This window comes from Paenibacillus sp. PvR133 (genome assembly GCF_017833155.1).
GTDB lineage: Bacteria > Bacillota > Bacilli > Paenibacillales > Paenibacillaceae > Paenibacillus > Paenibacillus polymyxa_B.
In genome coordinates, this window is the sequence record NZ_JAFIBS010000001.1 from 5,806,112 (window position 1) to 5,826,186 (window position 20,075).

14 protein-coding genes and 1 tRNA gene are annotated in these 20,075 nt (G+C 45.9%); 3 read left to right on the top strand and 12 right to left on the bottom strand.

The annotated features are described in order from the left end of the window. Positions 1–191: 191 nt before the first annotated feature. The 8 genes from yihA to JOE49_RS25435 all read right to left on the bottom strand — a co-directional run bounded on the left by yihA (position 192) and on the right by JOE49_RS25435 (position 11,078). On the bottom strand, positions 192–803 hold the full coding sequence (gene yihA, locus JOE49_RS25400; protein ID WP_013311619.1) for a ribosome biogenesis GTP-binding protein YihA/YsxC: 612 nt from the start codon (positions 801–803) through the stop codon (positions 192–194). 18 nt (positions 804–821) lie between these two features. Further along, the gene (lon, locus tag JOE49_RS25405; protein WP_023989969.1) at positions 822–3,158 is read right to left on the bottom strand and encodes an endopeptidase La; all 2,337 of its coding nucleotides are present in this window, start codon (positions 3,156–3,158) and stop codon (positions 822–824) included. A gap of 110 nt (positions 3,159–3,268) precedes the next feature. Continuing rightward, positions 3,269–4,996: an ATP-dependent protease LonB gene (gene lonB, locus JOE49_RS25410; protein ID WP_076160836.1), complete on the bottom strand. Its 1,728-nt coding sequence runs from the start codon at positions 4,994–4,996 to the stop codon at positions 3,269–3,271. A gap of 217 nt (positions 4,997–5,213) precedes the next feature. Further along, the gene (gene ispG / locus JOE49_RS25415) at positions 5,214–6,332 is read right to left on the bottom strand and encodes a flavodoxin-dependent (E)-4-hydroxy-3-methylbut-2-enyl-diphosphate synthase (protein WP_209943411.1); all 1,119 of its coding nucleotides are present in this window, start codon (positions 6,330–6,332) and stop codon (positions 5,214–5,216) included. A gap of 110 nt (positions 6,333–6,442) precedes the next feature. After that, positions 6,443–7,699 carry an ATP-dependent protease ATP-binding subunit ClpX gene (gene clpX / locus JOE49_RS25420; RefSeq protein WP_023989972.1) on the bottom strand — a complete coding sequence of 419 codons (1,257 nt, stop codon included), beginning with the start codon at positions 7,697–7,699 and terminating at the stop codon, positions 6,443–6,445. 12 nt (positions 7,700–7,711) lie between these two features. Continuing rightward, positions 7,712–8,302 (bottom strand): ATP-dependent Clp endopeptidase proteolytic subunit ClpP, encoded by a 591-nt coding sequence (gene clpP / locus JOE49_RS25425; protein ID WP_016324659.1) that lies wholly within the window; start codon positions 8,300–8,302, stop codon positions 7,712–7,714. 410 nt (positions 8,303–8,712) lie between these two features. After that, a complete protein-coding gene (gene tig / locus JOE49_RS25430; RefSeq protein ID WP_028541569.1) occupies positions 8,713–10,026 on the bottom strand; it encodes a trigger factor in 1,314 nt (437 codons plus the stop codon). Between the two features lie 143 nt (positions 10,027–10,169). Then, positions 10,170–11,078 (bottom strand): hypothetical protein, encoded by a 909-nt coding sequence (locus JOE49_RS25435; RefSeq protein WP_209943413.1) that lies wholly within the window; start codon positions 11,076–11,078, stop codon positions 10,170–10,172. Positions 11,079–11,335: 257 nt separating this feature from the next. Between JOE49_RS25435 and JOE49_RS25440 the strand changes: the two genes are divergently transcribed. From JOE49_RS25440 to JOE49_RS25450, 3 genes are all read left to right on the top strand, one after another. Further along, positions 11,336–11,409 (top strand) — tRNA-Arg (locus JOE49_RS25440). A 311-nt stretch (positions 11,410–11,720) separates the two neighbouring features. Continuing rightward, positions 11,721–12,800 (top strand): hypothetical protein, encoded by a 1,080-nt coding sequence (locus tag JOE49_RS25445; protein ID WP_209943414.1) that lies wholly within the window; start codon positions 11,721–11,723, stop codon positions 12,798–12,800. Between the two features lie 16 nt (positions 12,801–12,816). Further along, positions 12,817–13,581 (top strand): exodeoxyribonuclease III, encoded by a 765-nt coding sequence (locus tag JOE49_RS25450; protein ID WP_023989976.1) that lies wholly within the window; start codon positions 12,817–12,819, stop codon positions 13,579–13,581. 88 nt (positions 13,582–13,669) lie between these two features. On the opposite strand, the gene JOE49_RS25455 is transcribed toward JOE49_RS25450, so the two are convergent. From JOE49_RS25455 to JOE49_RS25470, 4 genes are read right to left on the bottom strand one after another with little or no spacing between them, the layout of a single operon-like run. After that, positions 13,670–16,903: a cellobiose phosphorylase gene (locus JOE49_RS25455; RefSeq protein WP_209943416.1), complete on the bottom strand. Its 3,234-nt coding sequence runs from the start codon at positions 16,901–16,903 to the stop codon at positions 13,670–13,672. Between the two features lie 18 nt (positions 16,904–16,921). Then, positions 16,922–18,268, bottom strand: coding sequence for a GH1 family beta-glucosidase (locus tag JOE49_RS25460; protein WP_209943418.1), 1,347 nt, complete (start codon positions 18,266–18,268; stop codon positions 16,922–16,924). Positions 18,269–18,291: 23 nt separating this feature from the next. Beyond that, the gene (locus JOE49_RS25465; RefSeq protein ID WP_023989979.1) at positions 18,292–19,110 is read right to left on the bottom strand and encodes a carbohydrate ABC transporter permease; all 819 of its coding nucleotides are present in this window, start codon (positions 19,108–19,110) and stop codon (positions 18,292–18,294) included. Next, positions 19,110–20,003: a carbohydrate ABC transporter permease gene (locus JOE49_RS25470; RefSeq protein WP_034095085.1), complete on the bottom strand. Its 894-nt coding sequence runs from the start codon at positions 20,001–20,003 to the stop codon at positions 19,110–19,112. The genes JOE49_RS25465 and JOE49_RS25470 overlap by 1 nt, the downstream gene beginning before the upstream one ends. Positions 20,004–20,075: the final 72 nt, after the last annotated feature.

The following is a 20,075-nucleotide window of genomic DNA, read 5'->3' on the forward strand; positions in this document are numbered from 1 at the left end:
AATTTCCGCCATACATCGAAAAAAACAGAAAATAATGGGGTTGAGACTGCATTATCCTCCATATACTCACTTTTCTGCTTAAAGTCCACGAGTTCCTTTAGTTATTATATATTATTCCTACCCTTTTAATAAGTTTATTTTTCCGAAGCCCGAATCATGAAAAAAGGACGCCCTTAAGGACGTCCCTAGCCTTACAATTCCGTCTGCTCTTCGTCGTCATTCTCTATATAGCTGGAGATGACAGACCACAGCTCTTCCTTGCCCATACCTTCTTCGGATGAAAAGGGGATAAACAATCCCCCGGGAAGTATTCCGAGTTCCTGCTTGATTACTTTATAATGCTTTTCTCGTCGCGTTTTAGGGATTTTATCTGCCTTCGTGCCTACAACACATACGGGAAGCCCATTATGACGCAGCCAATCATACATCATGATATCATCCTTGGACGGCGGATGGCGTAAATCTACCATTTGAAGCACCAGTTTGAGTGGCTCACGCTCCAGCAAATAAGACTCAATCATCTGCCCCCAAGCCTTGCGGGACGTTTTGGATACTTTGGCGTAACCGTAACCGGGAAAATCGACAAAATAAAGATCATCATTAATCCGGTAATAATTGAGTTGCTGGGTTTTACCTGGCGTAGAACTGGTACGCGCCAAATTCTTACGGTTAATCAACCGATTAATCAGTGAAGACTTTCCTACATTGGAGCGCCCCGCCAGAGCAATCTCTGGCAAAGCGTCCACAGGAAACTGATCGGGGCCAACCGCACTTATTATAAATTCTGCTTTTGTTACTTTCATTGTGTCCTTAATTCCTCTCTAATGTACCCTTGCCTGCTCAACCAAAGCATGCTTTAGCACCTGATCCATATGGGCAACGGGGACAAATTCAACATCCTGCCGGATACTGTCGGGAATATCCTTCAAATCCCGTTCATTATCTTTGGGAAGCAGAATTTTTTTGTAGCCTGCCCGGTGGGCAGCCAGCGACTTCTCTTTCAAACCACCAATTGGCAATACACGACCGCGCAGAGTAATTTCGCCCGTCATAGCCACATCTTTGGATACATGACGGTTGGTCAAAGCTGAAATTAATGCGGTAGCAATAGTAATTCCCGCAGATGGGCCATCCTTCGGAATCGCACCCTCAGGAATATGAATGTGGATATCATTTTTCTCATAAAAGTCCAGTTCAATGCCCAGATCAACTGCTTTCGAACGAGTGTAGCTGAATGCCGCCTGTGCAGATTCCTTCATAACGTCTCCCAGTTTACCCGTAAGAATCAGTTTACCGCTACCAGGTACGACCGTCACTTCAATCATCAGTGTTTCACCACCGACCTCTGTCCATGCCAAGCCTGTAACCGTACCGATCTGATCCTCCAGTTCTGCAACACCGTAACGGAATTTAGCGATACCCAGATAATCCTTCAGATTATCCGGTGTGATTTGAATCGGGCCTTCGCCACCAGATACAACTGACTTCGCCGCCTTGCGGCACAGAGAAGCCATTTGCTGCTCAAGATTCCGTACACCGGATTCACGGGTATATTCGCGAATGACACGCAGTAGCGTATCCTCCCCGATAACCAGTTGTTCCTCGTCCAAGCCATGCTCTCTCTTCTGCTTGGGCAATAAATACCGATTGGCGATTTCCAGCTTCTCCAGTTCGGTGTAGCCAGGAATATATAATGTCTCCATGCGGTCCATTAGCGGACGCGGGATGTTGTGCGCAGCATTGGCTGTCGTTACAAACATCACATTGGACAGATCAAACGGCAGCTCGACAAAATGGTCACTGAACGTATTGTTTTGTTCAGGATCAAGCACTTCAAGCAATGCCGCCGATGGATCCCCTCGAAAATCGGAAGCCATTTTATCAATCTCATCCAGCAAAAATACCGGATTAGACGTTCCTGCGGTCTTCATCCCTTGAATGATTCGCCCCGGCATCGCGCCAACATAAGTCCGGCGGTGACCACGGATTTCCGCTTCATCCCGCACACCTCCGAGAGAGATGCGGACAAATTCCCGACCCATGGATTTGGCAATCGAACGAGCCAACGAGGTCTTGCCGACCCCTGGCGGACCTACAAGACACAGAATCGGTCCCTTAATGGTCTTCACTAGCTTACGTACAGCCAAATACTCCAATACACGCTCCTTGGGTTTATCCAGTCCGTAGTGGTCGTTATTGAGTACCTCTTCAGCTTTGACGATATCCAGATCATCATCGGTAAACTTGTTCCATGGCAAGCTTAACAACCAATCAACATAATTACGGATGACGCCACCCTCGGCAGAGCTTGCTGGCATTTTTTCCAGACGGTCGATTTCCTTTTCAACCTTCTCCTTCACCGGAACAGGCAACTCCAGTTCACTTAGCTGGTTGCGTAGTTCTTCAACTTCTCCTGCGCGACCTTCCTTCTCACCAAGTTCCTTCTGAATTGCCTTCATTTGTTCACGCAGATAATACTCCTTCTGCGTCTTTTCCATCTGCTTCTTCACACGCTGGTTGATTTTACGTTCCAGCTCCAGTACTTCACGCTCATTGTTCAAAATATCCAGAAGCTTCTCCAGACGCTGAGTAACGTCGATCGTCTCCAGTATATCCTGCTTTTCCTTAATTTTGAGCGTCAGGTGACTTGTGATCACGTCTGCAAGCCGTCCTGGCTCCTCAATATCGGATACCGCAGCGAGAGTCTCTGGTGTTACCTTTTTGGACAAGTTGATATAATGCTCGAACTGAGTTAATACAGTGCGCATAAGCGCATCCGTCTCAGGCTGTACGTTTTCTGCCTCGTGCAGCTCCTTCGCCATTACCTCGTAATATTCTTCATTGTCCGTATATTGAATAATCTCGGCGCGTTCCAGCCCTTCCACCAATACTCGAATGGTTCCATTAGGAAGCTTGAGCATCTGACGTACCTTGGCTACCGTGCCGACTCGAAAGATGTCCTCTTGTGTGGGTTCTTCAATATTTACTTCTGATTGAGAACACAGGAGAATCAAATTGTCTTCAACCATCGCTTTTTCCAAAGCCTTGACCGATTTTTCCCGGCCCACATCGAGATGCAGAACCATGCTCGGGTAGACCAGAAGCCCTCTTAAAGGCAGCAAAGGAAAACGACGACCTTTTGTCTTGGTGGGTCCCATCGCTTTCGCACCTCCAGTGATTCTCAGGTTCCGGATTTTACAATCCTGACGTTGCTATCTTTCATATTTTATCAAATGTTTTATGAAAAAACCAATGAAAGGGTGGTTTATCAGCAAGATCCTGTATCTGATATCGTCCCGTTATGCGTTCCATCAGCCTGTAACAAGGAAGATTGGGATGGGCGAAAAGTCTCAATTGGCGCATGTACAGGCAAATCCGACGTCATCTCTTCCCCAAACACATGTCGGAACACTTCTGTAACCGACTGTACGGGGATGACTTTTAGACCCTCAATGCTGTCAAAAAGAGCTTGCCAGTTATCCTGCGGAATGATCACTTTTTTGGCTCCCGCCTGAAAAGCGGCTTCAACTTTGGCTAATACACCACCAATCGGTTTGACACGACCATGGATGCTAACTTCGCCGGTCATAGCAATTTCATGATCCACCGGAATTCCCCGCATCGCGGAAGCAATAGCTGTTGCCATCGCAATTCCTGCGGACGGGCCATCTACCGGCGTACCCCCGGGGAAATTGATATGCAGGTCGTAATTCGACGGAGCCAATCCGAGCGTACGCAAAACGGTCAGAACATTTTCCACAGAACCTTTAGCCATGCTCTTACGGCGCAGTGTGCGGGACCCACCTCCGATTTCTTCCTCATCCACGACTCCTGTAATATTATAGTTTCCCTTTCCCTCAGGAACCGGAACCGCGGTAACTTCAATTTCCAGCAGCATTCCCATGTTCGGACCGTATACAGCTAAACCATTAACAAATCCGATTTGCGGCAAGCCCGGTATTTTTCGGTCAGGACGCGGCTGAATTTGACTGCTGCCCGCTACCCATTCCACGTCGGAAGCATTGAGACGTTCCCTTTTCTCGGTAAGTGCCAAACCAGCAGCAAGCTGGATCATATTGACCGCCTCCCGACCGTTCGTTGCGTAACGCTGTACAACTTCTACCGCCTCAGGACAAGGACCAAAGCCTAGCTTGTGGACAGCGTCCTCAGCAATACGGGCAATCTCCTGTGGCTGCAAGGCACGGAAATAAATTTCCATGCACCGGGAGCGAATCGCAGGTGGCAGTTCATGCGGCGAACGGGTAGTTGCACCTACCAAACGAAAATCCGCTGGCAAACCGTTTTGGAATATATCGTGGATATAAGCAGGAGTATGCGAATCTTCCGAGTTGTAATATGCACTTTCCAAAAATACCTTGCGATCCTCCAGCACTTTCAACAGTTTATTCATCTGCGTTGGATGCAGCTCACCAATCTCATCAATGAACAGCATACCCCCATGTGCCTTCGTTACAGCTCCAGGCTTAGGCTGCGGTATACCCGCCACCCCCATCGCTCCTGCCCCTTGATAGATTGGATCATGTACTGAACCTATCAGCGGGTCCGCAATACCGCGCTCGTCAAAGCGGGCCGTCGTAGCATCAATCTCCGTGAATTTGGCATCTCCCTTGAACGGGGATGACAGATTCTTCTTCGCCTCTTCCAACACCACGCGTGCAGCAGCCGTCTTCCCTACACCCGGCGGGCCATAAATAATGACATGCTGCGGATTCGCACTACATAACGCAGCCTTGAGCGCGCGCAATCCGTCCTTCTGACCCACGATATCCTGTAATGTGGCAGGACGTGTGCGTTCAGCCAATGGTTTAGTAAGTGAAATTGAACGCAATTTGCGTAGCTTATCTAATTCCTTCCGGGATTCTCGATCCACCGCACTACGGTTCGTTTTCTGGCTCCGCAGGAGGTTCCAGAAATACAGACCAATAACAATCCCGAAAAACATTTGCACCAATAACAAAATCATAGTCAAGTCCATCGTATTTCCTCCGTTTCTCATCTCAGCAATTTGAAAAATGCCGCTCTATGAAAAACAGTATTTCCTTTTCCGCGATAGCTAAACGGCGGTCTTTCAAAAGATCAGAGAGAAATACAAAAACACCGCGAAGAACAGTTCTGTAGCAGAGCTGCTCTCCACGGCGTATAAATGATGACAATAGATTATGACTATGCCTCTTTATAATAACTGCTTTTGCCTACACCTTCTCGGCGGTATGACGTTCTTCACGTCCAGGGATTTTCCCTGTTTCCTCATATGCCTTGACGATGATATCAATTTCTTTTTTCAATTCCTCGACCATATCAGCCTCAGGTACTTTGCGAATCATTTTTCCATAACGGAACAAAAGGCCTTCCCCGCGCGCTCCGGCAATTCCGATATCAGCTTCCTTCGCTTCACCCGGGCCATTCACTGCACAACCCAGTACTGATACTTTAATCGGTACCTTGAGTTTTGCAATGTAGTCTTCTACCTCGTTAGCAATAGAGAACAGATCAATATCCAGACGTCCGCAAGTCGGACAAGAAATCAGTGTAGCTGCGTTTGTGATCAATCCAAACGTCTTGAGCAACTCACGTGCTACCTTCACTTCTTCCACCGGATCGGCGCTGAGCGAAATACGCATTGTGGAGCCGATGCCTGATGCCAGCAAAGCGCCCATACCTGCCGCGCTTTTAACCGTACCCGTAAAGAGCGTCCCAGCTTCGGTAATACCCAGATGGAGCGGATATTTAATAATTTCAGCTGCCTTCGTGTAAGCGGCAATCGCCATAGGAACATCAGACGCCTTCAATGACACGATAATGTCATGGAAATCAAGCTCTTCCAGTATCCCGATATGATACAGTGCGCTTTCTACCATCGCTTCTGGCGTAGGGTAGCCATACTTATCAAGTAAATGCTGTTCCAACGACCCGGCGTTCACACCAATCCGAATTGGAATCCCTTTTTCCTTACATGCCTTAACGACAGCTTCCACTTTTTCACGTCGTCCAATGTTACCTGGATTAATGCGAACCTTATCAATTCCATTTTCAATTGCCAGTAGAGCCAGCTTGTGATTAAAGTGAATATCTGCAACCAGCGGAATATGAATCCGTTTTTTTATTTCCTTAATGGCTGCGGCAGCTTCCTCATTATTGACGGTAACCCGCACCAGTTGACATCCGGCTTCTTCCAAACGAAGAATCTCGGCTACAGTTGCTTCCACATCTGCTGTTTTGGTTGTACACATGCTTTGGATGATGACTTCATTGCTGCCGCCAATCGTCAGATTCCCGACTTTTACGGGATGTGTGTCTTGTCTTAAGAACATGTACTTTTCTCTCCCATTAACGCCAAACCTCCACCCCTTAAAACCTCATACAGGTTTAGTGAAGTGGAGATCCGGCTTCTCATGTTTTAGAGATCGCGAAGTATCAATCCTTAGGCGCTCTCTTCTTGTTTTTTATCCTTATCTGTACCACCGAGTTCCGGTGCGATTTTATCTTTTACAACCTGCTCATTGATGACGCAAGTAGTGATATCATCACGGGAAGGAACCTCATACATCACATCCAGCATAATGCCTTCAATGATCGCACGAAGACCACGGGCACCCGTGTTACGCTTGATGGCTTCACGGGCAATGGCTTCCAGAGCATCTTGCTTAAACTCCAAAGTAACATTATCCAGTTCAAGCATCTTCTGATACTGCTTGACTAACGCATTTTTCGGCTCAGACAAAATACGAACCAATGTGTTCTCATCAAGCGGCTCCAGCGTAGAAATAACCGGCAAACGTCCTACAAACTCCGGAATCAGACCGAATTTCAAAAGATCCTCAGGCAATACCATTGAAGTATATTCGCCTGGTTTCAGATCTTTTTGTTCGCTAGTAGCGTTAAAGCCGATGACCTTTTTACCGATACGGCGTTTAATCATTTGCTCCAGACCATCAAAGGCACCACCGCAAATGAACAGGATATTCGTGGTGTCAATTTGAATGAACTCTTGATGTGGATGCTTGCGACCGCCTTGCGGAGGTACAGAAGCAACCGTGCCTTCCAAAATTTTAAGCAACGCCTGCTGTACACCTTCACCCGATACGTCACGCGTAATGGACGGGTTTTCGGATTTGCGGGCTACTTTATCAATTTCGTCAATGTAGATAATGCCGCGTTCGGCTTTTTCCACATCATAATCGGCAGCTTGAATCAGTTTCAGCAAAATATTTTCAACGTCTTCACCCACATAACCTGCTTCCGTAAGGGAAGTGGCATCTGCGATAGCAAAAGGAACGTTCAAAATTTTAGCCATGGTTTGCGCAAGCAACGTTTTACCCGAACCTGTAGGTCCAAGCATCAAAATGTTACTTTTTTGCAGTTCCACATCATCAATTTTGTTTTGAGTATTAATACGTTTGTAGTGATTATATACCGCTACAGACAACGATTTTTTCGCTTGATCCTGACCAATGACATATTGGTCCAGAATGTCACGGATTTGCATTGGTTTCGGAATGTCTTTCAGATCTACTTCTTCTTCATGACCCAATTCCTCTTCTACAATCTCCGTGCATAACTCAATGCATTCGTCACATATATATACGCCCGGTCCAGCAACAAGCTTGCGAACCTGATCCTGAGATTTACCGCAGAAAGAACATTTCAATTGTCCTTTTTCATCATTAAATTTAAACATAGAGCCACCCCTTTACAGATTAATCGGTTTAGACAGCACCTGGTCAATGATACCGTATGCTTTTGCCTCTTCCGCTTCCATGAAGAAATCCCGGTCAGTATCACGTTCGATTTTTTCGAGGGGCTGACCCGTACGCTCTACATAGATTTGATTCAGCTTAGCACGTGTTTTGATAATCCAGTCCGCATGAATCAGCATATCGGAGGCTTGCCCCTGAATGCCACCGAGCGGCTGATGGATCATGACTTCACTGTTGGTAAGTGCGTATCTCTTGCCTGGTGCACCCGCTGTTAGCAGCAACGAACCCATACTTGCAGCCATGCCTACACAGATCGTCGATACGTCCGGCTTAATGAATTGCATTGTATCATATATACCCATGCCCGCAGTTACAGAACCGCCTGGCGAGTTAATGTACAAATTAATATCCTTCTCTGGATCTTCCGCAGAAAGGAACAATAGCTGTGCAATGACGAGATTGGCGACATCGTCATCAATCGGGCCACTTAGGAAAATAATACGATCCTTAAGCAACCGCGAGTAAATATCGTAAGATCGTTCTCCTCGATTCGTTTGTTCCACAACCATAGGGACGAGACTCATCACGACCAACCTCTTTTCTTTATTAAAATGAACACCTGTATTCATCCGCTTCCTTATGTCCCATTAAAACGGAAGCAGCAAGCATGAAACGTGAACACCTTACAAAATATTTTAACATGTTCAGAGTCTCGTGTCATATTTGCATGCGCTCATATATGCAGTGCGGGCTGTTTAAAGTACACTCTGCCGAGACCTTCTCATATTTAACCATGTTTCGTATGTATGTGCAAATATACGGTAGTGACTTATGTAAAACAAGAAAACACGACTCACAGCACTTTCCATAAACGACTAAAATTTGGGTTACCAAAGGTAAAAATAAGGCACGTAACTTTCACTACGTGCCTTATCCCTATCTAATTGCTACGTTGCAGCTTGTTACAGCATACTCCGTATATTTATCGTTTGAATTATTCAGCAGCTTCAACTGGCGCTTCTACTTCTTTGCTGTTTTCCACCAACAAAGCAATTGTTTTGCGCAGTGAAATTTCTTCTTTCAGGTTAGCGAACGAGCCGTTACCTTCCAGAATGCTGCGGATTTCCTCAACTGAACGTTTGTAAGCTTCAGCCATGTTTTTCAGTTCTTCATCAATTTCCGCTTCGGAAACTTCGATGTTTTCTGCTTTAGCCACTTGCTCCAGCACGAGATTGTTACGTACGCGCTTCTCAGCATCAGCTTTCATTTGCTCTTCCAGGTCTTCCTTGCTTTGACCAGAGAATCCGAGGAACATTTCAAGGTTCATACCTTGGCTACGCAAACGGTTGTCGAAATCGCGAACCATGTTTTGCACTTCGCTCTTCACCATTGCTTCAGGAATGTCGATTGTTGCATTCTCAGCAACTTTCTCCACTACAGCACCCTCACGGGCTGCTTTAGCTTCGTTTTCCTTACGATCCAACAATTGCTTTTTCAAGTCTTCCTTGAATTCAGCCAGTGTGTCAAATTCGCTTACATCTTTAGCAAATTCATCGTCCAGTTCAGGAAGAACTTTGCGTTTCAGTTCGTGAACTTTCACTTTGAATACCGCTTGTTTGCCAGCGAGGTCAGCAGAATGGTAGTTCTCAGGGAACGTTACTTCAACGTCCTTGGAATCGCCAGTGTGCAAACCAACCACTTGCTCTTCAAAACCAGGGATAAATGTGTTAGAGCCCAGTTCCAAAGAATACTTCTCAGCTTGTCCACCTTCAAACGGTACACCGTCCACGGAACCGTCGAAGTCAATAATAGCTGTATCACCGGATTGAGCAGCGTCTTCATCAACGACAACCAATTCAGCATGACGTTGTTGCAGGCGCTCCAGTTCTTGAGCCAATTCTTCGTCGCTTACTTCGAGTTTGCTTACAGGCACTTCTACGCCTTTGTAATCGCCCAAAGTTACTTCAGGTTTAACAGTAACCTTCGCTTTGAACTTGAAAGATTCGCCTTTAGCAAATTGATCAATTTCAACGTCAGGGCTGTCAACCGGGAAGATGTCCGTTTGCTCTACAGCTTGGCTGTAAGCTTCTGGCAACAGGATGTCAATTGCATCCTGGTACAGACTTTCAATACCATAGCGTTTTTCAAAAATAGGACGTGGTACTTTACCTTTACGGAATCCTGGTACACTTACTTGTTTTGCCACTTTATTAAAAGCTTTGTCGAGTGCAGCGGCTACACGATCCGCGTCAACCTCAACTTCAAGAACCCCAAGGTTCTTCTCTATTTTCTCCCAAGTTGCTTTCATTTTATGCTTTCCCCTCCAACAAAATCTTCACTTAGTTTTCATTACAATCAACGCACACAAAATAACCACTATAGTATATCTAACATTACTGTCTTTTTCAAGAGCAGCCCTTTGAATGCTTCACAGGTAAACGTTTCCGGTCATTAAGGAGTGTTCATTCCCGCCGCTACAAATAGTCGCATCGACCGATACGCCTGCTCAAAACGGAAGCGCAACGCATCTGTAATGCCATATATAGCACGGGTTTCTTCCTCATTATTATTTCCGTTTAAACTTTCCGAAACTGTCTGATGGAGTGCTGCAGCCCAAATATCTGGCATTCCGTCCTCTTCCACCAACATTGATCTATAATCTTTCGTACCGTATACTGCCATCACAAACTGTGACCACAGCTCCTGTGCAAAATAGAATAGTGTAGGCTCGTGCACCTCAGTCTGATCGGCCACCCGTTCCAAAATACGCATAATCGACTCTGGAAAATCACCTGGCTGTAACGGAACCGTTTCAATGTCGATTTCCGCTTGTTCATCACCCCGTTTGATTTCTATCGTCCCTTCCGTTCCGCGTCTTCGCATGGTCTGTAGAACACGGAATTGAAGTAAAGGATGGATTTCCCGTTCCGTAATCCAGCGAAGCAAGGCATCATCGATTTCTGGGAGTTCCAGATAGGACAACTGCTCCAATGCTAAAATCGTCTGTTCGGATAAGGGTTCATCCATAGCCATCCGCAACAGCTTGTTGCCGTAGCCTGCATCCTGCTCCTGCTTAAAGCGTGCATGACGGCGAGCTAACTCTACTTCACTGACTTCTTCTTCCACAGCGTCCGTTACCGCTCCGCTGTCAGCGTACTGTGGAAATGCAGCTTCCAGCCATTGTAATAGAGCGTTCCATTCATCGTATTGCTTCTGCTCCTGTCCCTGACACTGCATTAAAAAACGCAGCATCGCCATCGCCTCTCCGTAACGTTCGTTTTCAAGCATCACAGTAAGTTGAATTTGATAATAGTCCAGTGTCTTCGGAAACAATACAATATTATTTTCTTTTGTCGTCACCTTGGAGTCCTTTATTCAAGGCACCCCCTCTCCTTCGCAAGCTCAAGTATTTGTAGATTATATGAGAAACAGTAGCCGAAGTCCAACCACTCGTCTTACACATATTCACCTGTATTCTAACATACCCTTTTATAAGGCAAAAAAAACTACGTCTACTCAGAATTTATGCTGTATAAAGCTTAAATAAGCGATATATGCAAAATAAGACTTGAATTTCTTTTATCCATATGATATATTAATATTCGCTTGAATTTTATGTCCCAGTAGCTCAGCTGGATAGAGCAACGGCCTTCTAAGCCGTCGGTCGGGGGTTCGAATCCCTCCTGGGACGTCATAACAAGAAGCTTCCATAATGGAGGCTTTTTTTGTTCTCATGAGATAAACCACGGGGGAACGTCGGGCCATCGGCATCGTTAGCCTATACTTCTCAGTCGACCATAGGAGAGTTCTCTCCTGATATATTACACCAAAAAAAGCTTCCGCAAGGGAGCTTTTTTTCATTATAAATAATGTAGAAAGAGTAGTCTGCCCAACGCTACTTTAGGCGCTGGTTTCAAGTCTCTACTCTTTCAAAAAAACGCAGAAATTGCTATCATCTATCATGTTGCACCATTTTTAAGTGAAGGAGGTATACTGACTCCCTTGACTACGAATAAACTGCAAAAGTCGCGGGAAATTCATCGTTTTCTTGCCACTTTGCTTTCCATATTAGGTACTGGATTGGGTATGTTTTATCTCGCCATTCCTTCCTATATGATTGGAGGAGCGGCTCTTATCATCACACAGGGAATTCTGATCTATTTTACAATGTTCTCTCTCGGATACCTGCTTATTATCTCGGGACCGTTGGCCATTCTTTTTCACATTTTAGGCATTGTTTTTACAGTACGGTCTTTTCAAATTCCACACCATGCGGAGAGAGCGCCGACGGTTGCATCCTTGCCTTCCAAATGGCGCACTTTACTCAGTCTCGCTTTGGGAGCTACACTTCTACTTCTTGCAGTCACAATGAAATACGTAGATATTATCGAGCCTTTTACACAAACAGGTGAAAATAAACGCAACGTAGCCGCAGAATCAGAGCAATATCTGGAGCAGAAATATGGAGAGGACTTTCAAATTCAAAATATTAGCTATCATAGTATTCCCTCTACTGAATATACCATGGAGGTGATCTCTAATCGTCATCCTTCCGTACTCTTTAACATGACTAAGCGTCCTTATGAGGATGTCCCATTTAGAGAAAATTATCTTAACGCCCTTTGGGAGAGTCAACTGGACATGAAGCTCAAACCCGTTATACAGAAGCTTTACGATGATTCAGCCGCTGTTCATTCTGGGGTGCAAGAAGGGACTACGGATAAAATGATCAAAGAATACGACGATTTTAAACTGAATCCCAAAGCGGTCGGCGATCAGTATATTCGTATAATTGTATTCGAGGATCTAACTGACTCAGGATTGCCATTGGAAAAAGAACGAGTATTACAAACCGCGAAAGTTCTCAAGACAGTGTTGGCCGGAAATAAAGCCTCATTAGATATCGAATACTTCCCTTCGACTATGAATACCAAACGAAACCTTAAGGCAATAGAAATAAACGATTATATGTTTGGTCAGGACCATTTTGATGAAAAGACCTATGAAGTCCAGATAGAAGACATTTATAAACTTATGTCAACAAAGGATATACAAATCACATCGCTTGACCGCGTGAATTAGCAAGGAGATTAATCAAATGAAATTAATATCTTGGAATGTAAATGGCTTAAGAGCCTGTGTGACCAAAGGGTTTTATACTTATCTAAAAGAAACAAATGCCGATATTTTTTGCGTACAGGAAACGAAGCTTCAAGAAGGTCAAATCCTCATGGAGAACATGGAGGAATACACACAATACTGGAATTATGCTGAGAAAAAAGGATATTCCGGCACGGCTATTTTCACCAAAATCAAGCCGCTCTCTGTGCATTATGGACTTGAAGAAAATGAAGAACCGGAGGGCCGAACCATTACTTTGGAATTCGAAAAATTTTATCTCGTCAATGTGTACACACCAAATACCAAACGGGACTTATCCCGACTGCCCTACAGACTGGAATGGGAAGACCGTTTTCGCAGCTACCTGCAACAACTGGATGCTTTGAAGCCTGTCATCGTTTGTGGAGACTTGAACGTAGCTCATCAGGAGATCGACCTCAAAAATGCCAAAGCTAACTACGGAAATGCCGGATTTACGCCTGAGGAACGGGAACGCATGTCACAGCTGCTAGACGCCGGATTTATAGATACCTTCAGATACTTTTATCCTGACCGGACGGATGTTTATTCCTGGTGGTCCTACATGCTAAAGGTGAGAGAAAGGAATATCGGCTGGCGGATTGATTACTTCCTCGTCTCGGAGAGACTTCGTCCGCTATTGATGGATGCGAGCATTGATTGTCATATTACAGGCAGTGACCACTGTCCTGTGATATTGGAGTTGCAAGATATTTCAGCATAGCCCCCCCCCTGCCTGGCACAAGGATTTATGAAGTCTTAAAAAGCCGTCATGCTCTGTTATTACAGCATGACGGCTTTAATTAATGGAGCTATTTCCCCAAATATACCTCGATACGGGAAATCAACCGCTCTCTCACATCTTGCGCCTCTTTTTGATCTAATACAGCCTGGCTTATCGTCTTCTTTTCGCCACTGGCGTAATGCAGTACATACTGGGTCACTATGCATTCCGGTGCATAAGTATCCTTGCGATCCGTATTAAAATAAGTCACCTGGCAGCTTCCGAGAAAACAGAAAGATAGCTCACCTGTAGCTGTGAACAGCCAGCCTGGCAGCTTGGGCTCCAGTCTCAAGGATAGGCCCCTATGATCATAGCCAAACGGTTGCCCGCCGGTCATCATCCATATCCACATATGAATAAATTCTGCCGTAGATCCGCTCAGCCTCGCAATATATCCCGTTCCATGCAAACTTGCATCAGGATTAGCAATACTAGCAATAAAGGAGCTGTTCTCCAGCGTGCTTCTTCCGTAGACCTCTGGGTCCATAAAAGGCGGTAACGCTTTTTTAATGTCTGAAAAAAATTCAGTGTATAGACCCGCCCTTAAGCATTCAAGTAAATATTTGTATTCCATATGCATAAATATAGATTCATTTTCCAGCCAACCCGGTGTAAAAGCTCTGGAACGACCGAGTTCGAATGGCTGCCCCGCCAGACTTTCATTCACCTTATACATGCCCAGCTTCCCGTCGTAAAGTCCACTCTGCCTGATTTGCCGATACAGCTTCTGCCCATTTACAATGTCACCAACCACTTTCATAGCCCGGGTCGGTCCCTCCAGAAAATATGGTGTATCCTTACGTTCGAAGGAATGTATGTTTACGAGCTTGTCTTCGCAGTCATCCTCCTGTACCTCGAATTCTCTGGCTTCATAATAAAAAAAGGTTGGGTATATCCCCTCACCGATAAGCAGAGCATTATCCATCCCCTGTTGGAGCTTACGTTCAGCCTGGCGCAAAAACACCAGCACATCATCAAACGCTAGTGGTGTTTCTACCCCTTCAAATCCAAAACGAACTGTTTCTCGATACGCTTCTCTAGCATCGGAAATTCGTGACCAGAAGCTGTAATCCTTGCTTTCATTCCTGTAATCAGCCTCATCAGAAGCGTGGTAGTATTCCTCCATTGTGAGCCTCAGCTGTTGGATTAACTTAGCAACTTCTCGCGGCAACCGTAGCACAGAATCGCCCAAAAGCTTCACCTGTGCATGTATTAAAAATCTTACGAGTCGCTGTAATTCACACAGTTCACTGAATCCAGAAGCAAACAGCCCCGGAAGTCCGTTCATGGAATCATTCCATCCCGGCTTGCCCGCCTCCATCTCAATTCCCAAGCCCTCCGGGTCCAGCGTGGACAGCTTGATGGCTGCCAATGACAGCAGCTTTTCATATAAATTGGACTTATAAATCTCTCCGCTTCCATGTTCGGTTCGAACCCAATGAACATCGCGATCCCGGGCGTGCAGCTGAGCTTCTTTCTCCTTGCTCTCTACGACCGCCCCGTACTGACGGATACGTCCGTCCTTGATCTGCACGTATTTGTTTCGACGTGGCTGTACCCATGCCGGACTGTCGTAATACATGTACTCTCGGGTCGCGAGCAAGAGTTCCTCTTGTTTGTCCGGATAAATACTTAGATAACTTTCGATTAGATCCATGTTATAAGTCCAATGGTCGATCCAAAAACCTTCACCAAAATCAGCCTCATAGCATTGTTCGGAATGCTTGAGAGCTTCGGTTACAAACGTCTCAACCGTTTGCTTTAGCGCGATGTTGTCATGAATGATATGTTGAATCAACTCACCCGGGGTGAACGACGATTGGAAAAAAGCACGCAAAGACGAATGATCTGCCACCTCCACCTGTCCTAGCAACGGTTCCAGCTCTCGTATTTGAAAGCTACACCCCTTTACAACAAGCGGATTATAGCCGTCTGGCTGAATCAGGCTCATAAACAAACGGATATTGAAATCTCCTATGCTGGGGTTAAACCACACATCATTTCTCCGGTTCTGGTTCGCATCTCGAAAATTACCATTTCCTTGAGAATAATATCCCGCCTGGAGCTTAAAGAAATTATAGTCCCGTTCCAGATCCCCATGCTTGCGCGAAAATACATGGTATACAAATGGTTGCTCGGTGCCGTTGTCCAGCAGCAATGGATAACCCCCGCGTAACAGGTTATCCAGATAGTTCTGACGGCAGTATTCGTCAAATAACGGAATGGATGTCCGCGTTGCCATTTCATCCGTCAACTCTTCGATCAACGCTTTGGCTTCCTCCGCCTTCCGCTCAACATAAGACATGGTTGCAATTTCCGTAATCCGTTCATTGATAGAGTGAATATCATTCACATGCCCAATGATCGTACAGTGATTGACGGCAGTACCTGCCGCTAGTCGTGCTGTGTAGCCGCTAAACCCACAAGGCACTTTATTCGTCGTCACAGGCTGCTGTGAAACCAAGTATTCGACGCGTGAATGGATAAAGCGATCCGGGAAGGTCAGTGCCGTATTTTCACCAAATATTACGGACGGATCGACAATTGGACTCAATAGCCTGGTCTTTCCCTCCTCCTCCACAAAGCTGTACATAAAATGTCCCGCTTCAATTTGATGAATCTCACTTGTATCCGCTGTACTTCCACGTACCTTATAGTAAGGAATGCTATTGTTGAGATTATACACATCCATCCAGCTTTTCAGTGTATGTCCTAGCTCCTTGTATGCCGTATTATCAATACCGAAGGGCAGCACGGCAGGCATGCCGTCCAGCACCTCCAGTTCAAGCTCTTGAGCGGAATGATTGACAATCTCCACCTTGCGCACCAAAGCAGCGTAACTTTCATGAGGAAGCGTGAAATATTGCACACGCACCTCAAGCCCTGTGTCTGGATTAGAGCTGTGTATTTCGAGCATATGGCGGGATATCAGCATTTTTTGCTGTTCACGCTCCACAGGATGCACAGCCGAAAATGGCTCCACATAGCTCCACTCCCCCTGCATCTTCACCTTTAAAAACGTTCGAAAGCCATGTATCGGCACAAGACTATAACTGCGGTTGGCCGGAAAAAACTCCATGATTGCTCCATTCTTATCCTCTACACCAAAGCTTGCGATTCCTTGCCCACGATTAACATAATACGCCCACAGAGGAATCCCCTGAACCCCAGCAATACCGGGTAGAAAACTGGAAAAGGGCTTGGCCTGCGCATAATTCTCAATCACAAAACGTCCTTGATTGTCAAAATAATACTGCTGCATCGTATCCCCCTTTTCTATTTAAAACCCGTTATTCACCATCACTTGTTTGAACCACAGCGCACTTTGTTTGGGAGTCCGTTCCTGTGTGTCGTAATTGATGTGTATAATACCGAAACGTTTGCTGTATCCCCAGGCCCATTCAAAGTTATCGAGGAATGACCAGACAAAATAGCCCTTAAGATGACCTCCCTCCCCAATAAAGCGATGGCATGCCTTTAAATGTTCCTCAATGTAATACTGACGCCCAATGTCCTCAATCTTTCCATTCACCAGTTCGTCCTTCATCGCTGCTCCGTTTTCCGTAATCAGGATAGGTAATCCCTTGGTAAAATCCTTCTCAATCCGCGTCAGCAGCTTATAAAAGGATTCGGGGTGAATCTCCCATCCCATATCCGTTACCGGTTCCTCTATGGAAACCTGCTCGACCTGAAGCAACGAAGCGTCTGTAATCGCTCGAATGATGCTGCGGGCGTAGTAGTTGATGCCCAAAAAATCCCCTGGCTGCTGAATCAGCTCCATATCACCAGGCTGTACAAAATCCAATCCGTTCAAGCGCGCCCCGTACCATTCCACCATATCCTCAGGGTATTTCCCGTTAAACAATGGCTCGGCAAACCAACGATTAATAAAGCCATCCCGCCGGACAGCAGCGGCTACATCTTCGGGGTGTGCAGAGGCTGCATCGACATGCTCCATGTTCAGCGTAATACCGATGTTGCCCGTCAGGCCCTTTTCCTTGTGTAAATTCATGGCTATCCCGTGACACATCAGAATATGGTGAGCGGCAGTAAAGGCTTCCCTCCAGTTCTCGTGGCCGGGGGCATGCTCGCCTGTGCCATAGCCCAAAATAGAGGCGCAGTAGGGCTCATTTATCGTATTCCACCAGCTTATACGCTGTCCAAATCGATCCATGATTACAGAAGCATACGTTTTAAAATGTTGGATAATCTCTCGCTGCGTCCAACCGCCCTCGTCCTCAATCCACTGCGGTAGATCCCAATGATACAGCGTCAGCATTGGAATTAGCCCGGCCGACTCAATCTCATCCAGCAGACGCTCATAGAAAAGTAGCCCCTGTTCGTTAACCACGCCGGGGGCGGGAATAATGCGCGGCCAGGCCACGGAAAAACGGTAATGTAAAAAGCCAAGTTGCTTCATTAATTGCACGTCTTCCTTAAAGCGGTGAAAATGGTCACAAGCCACATCTCCGCAGTCCCCTCCTATCACCTTCCCGGGTGCTCGACAGAAAGTATCCCAAATAGAAGGCGTTCTCCCTTCCTCATCCACGCCACCTTCAATTTGATAAGAAGAGGTCGAAGTTCCCCACATAAACGTGGTGGGGAATGTATAGGTATTCTCACTCATACTCGGTATCATCCTTTCAGGAATCAAGACTTCACAGCTCCGGCCATTGCACCGCCGACAATAAAGCGCTGGAGGAAAATATACAAAATAACGAGCGGTAGTGTAACAATCAGAATGCCGCAAGCGAGCAGCGGCCAGTTGTTCATGTATTGTCCGTAGAAGGAGAACAATCCCTTGGTCACTGGCTGATAAGCAGGATCAGACAAATAAATAGTAGGACCTATAATGTCGTTCCACGCCCCAATAGCTGTCAAAATAATGCCTGTCGCCAACACCGGCTTCATCAGCGGGACAAGAATTGTAAACAAATATCGTGAATATCCGCACCCGTCCATTGCAGCCGCTTCATCCAGCTCTCGGGAGACAGACTTGATATATCCCACAAACATCAGGAAAGCGATGCCAGTACCTGTTGTTTTCAGCAAAATGAAACCAAGCTGGGTATTGTAAAGTCCCAGGCTATTAATGAGAGCAAATTGCGGAATCAGCGGATTCGGGAGATACATGGATATCAGAAAAAACACATAAAAGAAGGTGCTGAACTTAACATATCCCCGCGCCAGTGGAAAAGCCGCAAACACGGATATAATCAGCGTTAATAACGTAGATACGCCTGTATACAAAATGCTGTTCCACATGTATTGAGAGAAATTCCCTTTTTCCCAAGCATCCATAAAATTCTCCAAGCGCAGACTTTTGGCTAGAGCTACAGGGTCCATCAGATACTCACTTTGAGACTTCATCGATACATTAAAAAGGTAGAAAAGCGGGAATACATACAACGAAAGCATGAGCAGTACGATGATGTAGCTCAGTATTTTGGCTCCTTTGGTACTGCTCATTACATTTCCACCTCTCTTCTACGTAAGTAATACAGGGCAATCATCGATACCGTAAACACGAACACGAACTGGATCATAGCAACTGCGGAAGCAAGGCCGTAATCTGATGTCCCAGAGCCAAAGGCTGTGGCATATACATCAAACGCAAGTGTCGTCGTGTTGAATTTACCACCTGTCAGCACATAAATAATGTCAAAGGTCTGCAATGCGCCGATAATGGACAGCAGCATATTGACGGTAAAGGACGGTGCAATCATCGGAAAGGTAATATTTTTGAACGCTTTCCATCCAGAGGCACCGTCCATATACCCTGCTTCATATAAGTCACTGGGGATAGATTGGAGTCCGGCTAAGAAAATAGTCATCGAGTAACCCATGTACATCCAAATTTGCACAAAAATAATCAACTCAAATGCAATATCGTAATCCCCGAAGAAGTTGGAGCTGGTTCCAAAAAAGTTCATCAAGGCTTGCGCAGGGCCCCCAAGCGGATTGGCAAGCAGCTGCCAGATCAGGCCGGATACCGTTACCCCGAGCACAACGGGTAGGAAAAATACAGAGCGATATAACACATCCCCTTTGAGCTTCTTATTAATAAGGATGGCCATGAACAGCCCCACTGCATTTTGAATCACAACCACCGCTACGGCAAAGTATAGGGAACGGCCAATGGAAGCGATGCGATCTCCAGAATCGGAGGAGGTGAAAAAGGTCGTGTAATTCTCGAATCCGATAAAATGCCACGTCTGCCCCGGAACCCCGGTAGCATCTGTAAAGGAAAAAAGCACGGTTACCATAGAGGGTCCAAAACCAAGAAGCAAATAGAGCAGCACCGGAATACTCAGCAAAAGATAGGGCATTATCCGGGCCGCACCCTTTCCGAAGGGATACATGGGTCTCACACCTTTTTACATTATTATGGGAGCTTTGCAGTTGCCCATTTGTTTTCCTGTAAAATCTATAGA

Bases quoted from the DNA above. Each gene is read 5' to 3' on its own strand.
- lon (WP_023989969.1), bottom strand. From the start codon at position 3,158: ATGGGACCCACCAAGACAAAAGGTCGTCGTTTTCCTTTGCTGCCTTTA.
- clpX (WP_023989972.1), bottom strand. From the start codon at position 7,699: ATGTTTAAATTTAATGATGAAAAAGGACAATTGAAATGTTCTTTCTGC.
- tig (WP_028541569.1), bottom strand. From the start codon at position 10,026: ATGAAAGCAACTTGGGAGAAAATAGAGAAGAACCTTGGGGTTCTTGAA.
- ispG (WP_209943411.1), bottom strand. From the start codon at position 6,332: ATGTTCTTAAGACAAGACACACATCCCGTAAAAGTCGGGAATCTGACG.
- JOE49_RS25470 (WP_034095085.1), bottom strand. From the start codon at position 20,003: ATGTATCCCTTCGGAAAGGGTGCGGCCCGGATAATGCCCTATCTTTTG.
- JOE49_RS25465 (WP_023989979.1), bottom strand. From the start codon at position 19,110: ATGAGCAGTACCAAAGGAGCCAAAATACTGAGCTACATCATCGTACTG.
- JOE49_RS25460 (WP_209943418.1), bottom strand. From the start codon at position 18,268: ATGAGTGAGAATACCTATACATTCCCCACCACGTTTATGTGGGGAACT.
- JOE49_RS25450 (WP_023989976.1), top strand. From the start codon at position 12,817: ATGAAATTAATATCTTGGAATGTAAATGGCTTAAGAGCCTGTGTGACC.
- clpP (WP_016324659.1), bottom strand. From the start codon at position 8,302: ATGAGTCTCGTCCCTATGGTTGTGGAACAAACGAATCGAGGAGAACGA.
- JOE49_RS25455 (WP_209943416.1), bottom strand. From the start codon at position 16,903: ATGCAGCAGTATTATTTTGACAATCAAGGACGTTTTGTGATTGAGAAT.
- yihA (WP_013311619.1), bottom strand. From the start codon at position 803: ATGAAAGTAACAAAAGCAGAATTTATAATAAGTGCGGTTGGCCCCGAT.
- lonB (WP_076160836.1), bottom strand. From the start codon at position 4,996: ATGGACTTGACTATGATTTTGTTATTGGTGCAAATGTTTTTCGGGATT.